Origin of the sequence: Sulfurivirga sp. (assembly GCF_015490265.1) — a bacterium.
GTDB lineage: Bacteria > Pseudomonadota > Gammaproteobacteria > Thiomicrospirales > Thiomicrospiraceae > Sulfurivirga.
This window is the reverse complement of the sequence record NZ_WFYD01000090.1, coordinates 1-5,348: the sequence shown is the minus strand read 5'-3', so window position 1 is coordinate 5,348 and position 5,348 is coordinate 1. Positions and strand designations below refer to the sequence as shown.

Genomic DNA, 5,348 nt, shown 5'->3' with positions numbered 1-5,348 from the left:
CCCCAACACCAATGATGCCGATGCTATCGCCTATGTGGGTAATTTCGGCGCCCGCCGTGCTGAAGTGATCGATCCATGGATCCGGGCTTTTGATGCCGCCACGGCGCAAGAAGTGGTGCGGGCCCCCTCTGCCTATGCCGCCGGCCTGCGGGCCCGCATCGATCTGGAAAAGGGCTTCTGGTGGTCGAAGTCCAACCAGGTGATCGAGGCCATCACCGGCACCACCCGACCGGTGGATTTCAAGATGGGTGAGCCGACCACCCGGGCCAACCTGCTCAACAAAAACCATGTGACGACCATCATCCGCGAGGGCGGCTGGCGCCTGTGGGGCAGCCGCACCACCGAGCTGAACGACCCCAAATGGGCGTTCGAGCCTGTGGTGCGTACGGCCGACCTGATTGCCGACTCCATCCAGCGCGGGCTGATGTGGGCGGTGGATCGTCCCATCAACGGGGCGTTTCTGGAGGATGTGGCCGCCAGCGTCAACGGCTACATCAAGCATCTGGTGGACATCGGAGCGCTGATCGGCGGTGAATGCTGGGTCGATCCGGTGAAGAACACGCCGGATCAGCTCAGTCAGGGCAGGGCGTATTTCCAGTATGACTTCACCGCCCCGGCCCCGGCGGAGCAGATCGGCATCGATGCGATCAATGTCAGCGACTACTACGCGGGCATTCTGCCGTCGTCTTAACAGCCTTACGGCTGGTTAGCCATTTTGCCAGAACAGGAGGATAGAACATGGCGGATTTTCCTCATGCAGTCATCGGCATCAGCCTGACGGTGGAAGGGGTGGGCTATATCGGCTCCGTGGATGCCTTCAAGGCGCCGGAGATCGTCGAGAAGACCACCGACTACCGTGGCGGGCTGGTGGCCGGGCGCAATGTGTTCGTGGGTTATGAGCCGCCCGAGGCGGAGTTCCGGCTCAACCGCGAGGATGTGACGCTGGCAGCCGCGCGTGCCATCGTGGGCCGGGATGTGGTGCTCACCTTCCGTGCCACGCTGGATGAAAAGGGTAGGCGTATTCCCGTGCAGTGGATCATCTACGGTCGGGTATGGTCAACCGAAAGCAATGACGTCAAGCCCGGCGAGATGGTAGAGAAAACATACAAGGTGGCGGTGGAGAAGTTCGTCAAGACCATTGGCGGCAAGCCCGCCGAGGCTTTTGACATCGCTAATGGCGAGCTGAAACTGTCCGACCATAGCGTGCTGGAACAGGTGCGTCAACAGCTGGGGCTGTAAGGAGGGGATGAGATGACCTATCAGATCGAAAAGACCTGTCATCTGGGTCAGAAGGGCGAGACGGTGGAACTGACCGAGCGGGCCGCCGCCCATCTGGTGGCCGCAGGCCTGATCGTGCCGGCGGAGAAGACCGCCGCGCAGCGCAGGGGAGGGGGCCGGAAATGAGCCAGACTGTCATTGAGCTGTCCGTGCCGCTGAAAGACGGCGGCAATGAGATCACCGCCCTGAAACTGCGCCGCCCCACGGTGCGAGATCTGCTGGTGATGGATGGGGTGCAGGGCGACCTGCACAAGACCGTGCGCATGATCGCTCAGCTGGCCGATCTGCCACCGGATGTCATTGAGCAGATGGATGTGAAGGATTTCGAGAAGGCGTCCACGGCGGTGGCGGATTTTTTGGGCTGAACGCCGAGATGCTCTACCGGGTGATGGCTGACCTGGCCCGTGCGTGGCACTGGCAGCCCGGTGAGATGAAGCAGATGGAGGTGGAAGAGCTGCTGCGCTTCCACCGGCTGCTGTGATCAGTCATCAGGACGCAGGGCGTCGATCAGTCCATTCACGGGCCATTCGAGCAGGATGAAAGCCAGCCACAGCACCGGTGCTGCGATCGGCAGGGTGATCAGCAGACTGAACAGCAGTTCCATCGTCAGCCCGGATGATGATGCGATCAGCCATACCAGCGCCACCAGTGTGACGACGGTCATGGCGGATGCCCATTTTGAGGCCAGAATCATCTCTTTCATACAGTCAATGCTACATGTCTGATTACAGCATTTCAATTGCCATTGGTGCTATCGATCAGTTCAGCGATCCAGCACGACGGGTCGCGGAACGCTCCGAGCGGTTCATTAATGCGCTGACCCGCAGCACGCAGGCCCTGCGCGATCTGGGCAGGCAGGAGCGTGCGCTGGCGAAATACCGCAGGCTGGAAAGCCGGCTGGGCAGCACCGCCAGTGAGCTGGATCAGACACGCAGGCGCATCAGGGAACTGGCGCAGGCGATCCGCAGCACGCCGAATCCGACCAGAAAGCTGATCAACGAGTTCGAGCTGGCGCAGCTGAAGGCGAAGGATCTGGCAAAACGCCATAAGGAGCAACGCAATGAATTGCGACAGCTGCGGGAAGAGCTGAAAAAGGCTGGCATTGAGGGGCGCAACTACGCCGAAATCCAGCAGCGCATTGCTGAACAGATCGAACAGACCAACCGGCGCATCGAACGGATGTCGAAGCTGGAAGCGGAGCTTGCCGAGGCGCAGAAACGCTATGACCGCAAGATTCAGCATCTGGCCAATATTACGCTGATCGCTCACGGTCTGCAGAATGTGGGACGCACCGTCAGCGGCATGTTGTCCACGCCGGTGGAGCAGGTGCGAGAGGTGGCCCGTGCCCGGGGCGAGCTGAAATCCCTCGGCATCGAGGATGTGGAGGCCATCGTCCGTGTCGGCCAGCGCATCAGCGCGCAGTGGGCGGGCATCCGCACGGCGGATTTCGTGCGCGCCGCCTATGACATCAAGTCCGGCATCAGCACGCTCAGCGACGCGGGCGTGGCGGCCATGACGGCGGCGGCGGCCATCACCGCCAAGGCCACCAAGGGCGATGTGACGCAGATGACCAGTCTGTTTGCCACCGCCTATGGAACCTTCAAGCAGCCGCTTTACCGCAGCATGGATGATGCCCGCTTCGGCGAGCTGTTCGCCGCCCAGTTGGCCGCCGCCGTGCAGGCGTTCAAGACCGACGGCGCCAGGATGCAGCAGGCCATCCAGTCCATGGGGTCAGGACTGTCCGCCTCCGGCGTGCGCCTGAGCGAGCAGCTGGCCGGGCTGGGCATGTTGCAGCAGAAGATGGAGGCCGGTGAGGCGGGCACCACGCTCAAGGCGCTGGAGCGTACCGCTGCGGTGGCTCAGGAGCGATTCCGGAAACTGGGCTACGACATCCGCACGCTGGATGAGCGGGGCAATCTGCGTTCGCTGGCGGACATTCTGACCGATGTGCGCCGCACCTTCGGTGACGAATACACCACCCGCACCGGCATGATCCTGCAGCAGGCCTTCGGTTCCGAGGAGGCGGTCAAATTCTTCAAGGCGCTGTGGGGACAGGAGGATGCCCTGCGCCGCGGGGCGCAGGCGTTGGAGGCAGCGGGCCGGCAGGGGCTGAAATTCACCGAACGCATGGCACGCATGATGGATGCCAATGTGGATGCCCGTCTGACGGTGCTGGCGCAGAAGTGGGACATCCTCATGCAGAAGCTGGGGCAGGCGCTCTCCCCGCTGCTGGACACCATCTCGGAATATTTGGGGCGGGTGATTGACTGGCTGTCCGGAATCGTTGACCGCTTCCCTTCGGCGGTGAAGATTGTCACCACCCTGGCCGCCACATTGGCGGGCATTGCGTCTGTGGCGGCGACGACCATGATGGCCGTGGCCGGACTCAGCGCCGCGCTGGCGCGTTTGCGCCTGATGTCACGCAAGCGGGCGCTTGAAGCCCAGCTGTCAACGCTTGAAGATGCGGCGGGCGCGCCCGCGCGCAAGGCGTCCCGTCGGTTCGGGTGGCCGGGATGGAAGAAGGCAGGCGGTGCGGCAGCACTCGTGACCGGGGCCGCCATGCTCTATGACACGATTACGGACAGCCGCATGGATACGGCCCGCAAGGTGGTCGAGGCCGCCGATGTGGTCGGTGGGGTCGGTGGAGGTATAGCGGGTGCTGCAGCAGGCGCTGCGGTCGGGTCGGTTGTGCCCGTTGTCGGTACGGCCATCGGTGCGCTGATCGGCGGGATCGCCGGATCATGGGCAGGTGGCGGGGTGGCCCGTTCCGCCGCAGACTGGGTGGCCGGCTTCTTCCGTGAAGAGTCGCCGGTAAAGCAGCAGGTACGCACTCAGCTGGTGCAGGCGCAGCAGAAGCTGGCCCCCGCCGCAGTTCCGGTCAGCCATGTGGACAACAGCACGGTGCAGATCACCGTCCACCAGCAGCCTGGGGAGGATGCCGAGGCGCTGGCCCGCCGGGTGGCGGAAGAGCTGCAGCGGCAGAAGATGCGTAGCGAGTGGGATATTGAGTGATGGCGGACAGACGGGTTCAGATGGCACTGGGCGATTTCCGCTTCGAGCTGGGGCGCAGTGATTATGAGCGCATGGCGCAGACGCTGACCTGGCGCTGGGCCCGGCAGGATGTGGTCGGCACCACGCCGGTGCATCAGTTCGTGGGCGAGGGCGCACGCACCCTGCAGCTGTACGGGGCGGTGTTCGCCAGCCGGCAGGGCACCGGCGTGCTGGATGGACTGGAACGGGCCGCCCGGCAGAAAAAGCCCCTGCGGCTGGCCGACGCCTTCGGGCGTTTTCTGGGGTGGTGGGTCATCACCAGCCTGCGGCTGGAAGCCCGCCACCTGCTCGAAGGCACGGCGCTGGAAGAGCGCTATACCCTCAGCCTGAACTGGTGGGGAGAGCGGCCATGAACTATGTGACCACCGACGGCGACATGCTGGATGAGATCTGCCACCGTCTGTTGGGCGATGAGCACCGGGTGGTGGAGGTGCTGGCGCTGAATCCGGGGTTGGCGGATCAGCCGGTGCCGCTGCCTGCCGGTGTGGTGATCGAGCTGCCGGAGGCGGCCCCGGCCCCGGATGCGCTGCCGGCGAAGGATGTGGTGGCCGATGTCTGGGGTTGAGCCGGTCTTTGAGCTGATCAATGCCGAAAGCGGCCAGCGGCTTGAAGCCGTTGAGCGTGCGGTGCTGTCGCTGACAGTGGAGGAGAGCGCCGACAATCAGGCCGACAGCCTGAATCTGCGCCTTGATGCCTCAAGGCTTTCGGTGCTGCCCAAAAGCGGCACCCTGCTTGAAGTGCGCATGGGCTATGCAGGGGAGCCGCTCTATATGCTGGGCACTTTCCGTGTGGCCGAAAAAAGCCTCTCCGGGCCGCCTTTCACGCTGTCCATCCATGCCTTTGCCGATGATTTCAATGCCCCATGGAAAGAAAAGCGCACCGGTGAGTGGTCGGACACCACCCTTGGGGACATCCTGCTGGAGGTCGCCTTCCGCAATGACCTGTCCGCAGGCATCCATGAGCTATACATGTATGAACCGATCCAATATCTGGCCCAGACACAGGAAAGCGACATGCAC

10 protein-coding genes are annotated in these 5,348 nt (G+C 63.4%); 9 read left to right on the top strand and 1 reads right to left on the bottom strand.

Annotated elements, in window-relative coordinates:
* The 5 genes from F8K16_RS06205 to F8K16_RS06185 all read left to right on the top strand — a co-directional run.
* Window positions 1-691: phage tail sheath subtilisin-like domain-containing protein (locus F8K16_RS06205; RefSeq protein WP_294948316.1), on the top strand; the 691-nt coding region annotated here is incomplete at its 5' end.
* Window positions 692-738: 47 nt separating this feature from the next.
* Complete coding sequence (locus F8K16_RS06200) at window positions 739-1,239, top strand: phage major tail tube protein (RefSeq protein ID WP_294948314.1); 501 nt, start codon at window positions 739-741, stop codon at window positions 1,237-1,239.
* A 12-nt stretch (window positions 1,240-1,251) separates the two neighbouring features.
* A complete protein-coding gene (locus F8K16_RS06195) occupies window positions 1,252-1,404 on the top strand; it encodes a hypothetical protein (RefSeq protein ID WP_294948312.1) in 153 nt (50 codons plus the stop codon).
* A complete protein-coding gene (locus F8K16_RS06190; protein WP_294948310.1) occupies window positions 1,401-1,643 on the top strand; it encodes a phage tail assembly protein in 243 nt (80 codons plus the stop codon). The genes F8K16_RS06195 and F8K16_RS06190 overlap by 4 nt, the downstream gene beginning before the upstream one ends.
* An 8-nt stretch (window positions 1,644-1,651) precedes the next feature.
* Entirely contained in the window at window positions 1,652-1,759 is a 108-nt protein-coding gene (locus tag F8K16_RS06185; protein ID WP_294948308.1) for a GpE family phage tail protein, read from the top strand.
* On the opposite strand, the gene F8K16_RS06180 is transcribed toward F8K16_RS06185, so the two are convergent.
* On the bottom strand, window positions 1,760-1,981 hold the full coding sequence (locus F8K16_RS06180; protein WP_294948306.1) for a hypothetical protein: 222 nt from the start codon (window positions 1,979-1,981) through the stop codon (window positions 1,760-1,762).
* A gap of 14 nt (window positions 1,982-1,995) precedes the next feature.
* Here F8K16_RS06180 and F8K16_RS06175 point away from each other — a divergent pair, with 14 nt between their 5' ends.
* The 4 genes from F8K16_RS06175 to F8K16_RS06160 all read left to right on the top strand — a co-directional run.
* Window positions 1,996-4,290 (top strand): phage tail tape measure protein, encoded by a 2,295-nt coding sequence (locus tag F8K16_RS06175; protein ID WP_294948304.1) that lies wholly within the window; start codon window positions 1,996-1,998, stop codon window positions 4,288-4,290.
* Window positions 4,290-4,682, top strand: a complete 393-nt coding sequence (locus F8K16_RS06170; protein ID WP_294948302.1) for a phage tail protein — start codon at window positions 4,290-4,292, stop codon at window positions 4,680-4,682. The genes F8K16_RS06175 and F8K16_RS06170 overlap by 1 nt, the downstream gene beginning before the upstream one ends.
* Complete coding sequence (locus tag F8K16_RS06165) at window positions 4,679-4,894, top strand: tail protein X (protein WP_294948300.1); 216 nt, start codon at window positions 4,679-4,681, stop codon at window positions 4,892-4,894. The genes F8K16_RS06170 and F8K16_RS06165 overlap by 4 nt, the downstream gene beginning before the upstream one ends.
* On the top strand, window positions 4,881-5,348 hold a 468-nt coding region (locus F8K16_RS06160; RefSeq protein ID WP_294948298.1), incomplete at its 3' end, for a hypothetical protein. The genes F8K16_RS06165 and F8K16_RS06160, both read left to right, overlap by 14 nt.

Bases quoted from the DNA above. Each gene is read 5' to 3' on its own strand.
- F8K16_RS06200 (WP_294948314.1), top strand. From the start codon at position 739: ATGGCGGATTTTCCTCATGCAGTCATCGGCATCAGCCTGACGGTGGAA.
- F8K16_RS06195 (WP_294948312.1), top strand. From the start codon at position 1,252: ATGACCTATCAGATCGAAAAGACCTGTCATCTGGGTCAGAAGGGCGAG.
- F8K16_RS06190 (WP_294948310.1), top strand. From the start codon at position 1,401: ATGAGCCAGACTGTCATTGAGCTGTCCGTGCCGCTGAAAGACGGCGGC.
- F8K16_RS06185 (WP_294948308.1), top strand. From the start codon at position 1,652: ATGCTCTACCGGGTGATGGCTGACCTGGCCCGTGCGTGGCACTGGCAG.
- F8K16_RS06180 (WP_294948306.1), bottom strand. From the start codon at position 1,981: ATGAAAGAGATGATTCTGGCCTCAAAATGGGCATCCGCCATGACCGTC.
- F8K16_RS06175 (WP_294948304.1), top strand. From the start codon at position 1,996: ATGTCTGATTACAGCATTTCAATTGCCATTGGTGCTATCGATCAGTTC.
- F8K16_RS06170 (WP_294948302.1), top strand. From the start codon at position 4,290: ATGGCGGACAGACGGGTTCAGATGGCACTGGGCGATTTCCGCTTCGAG.
- F8K16_RS06165 (WP_294948300.1), top strand. From the start codon at position 4,679: ATGAACTATGTGACCACCGACGGCGACATGCTGGATGAGATCTGCCAC.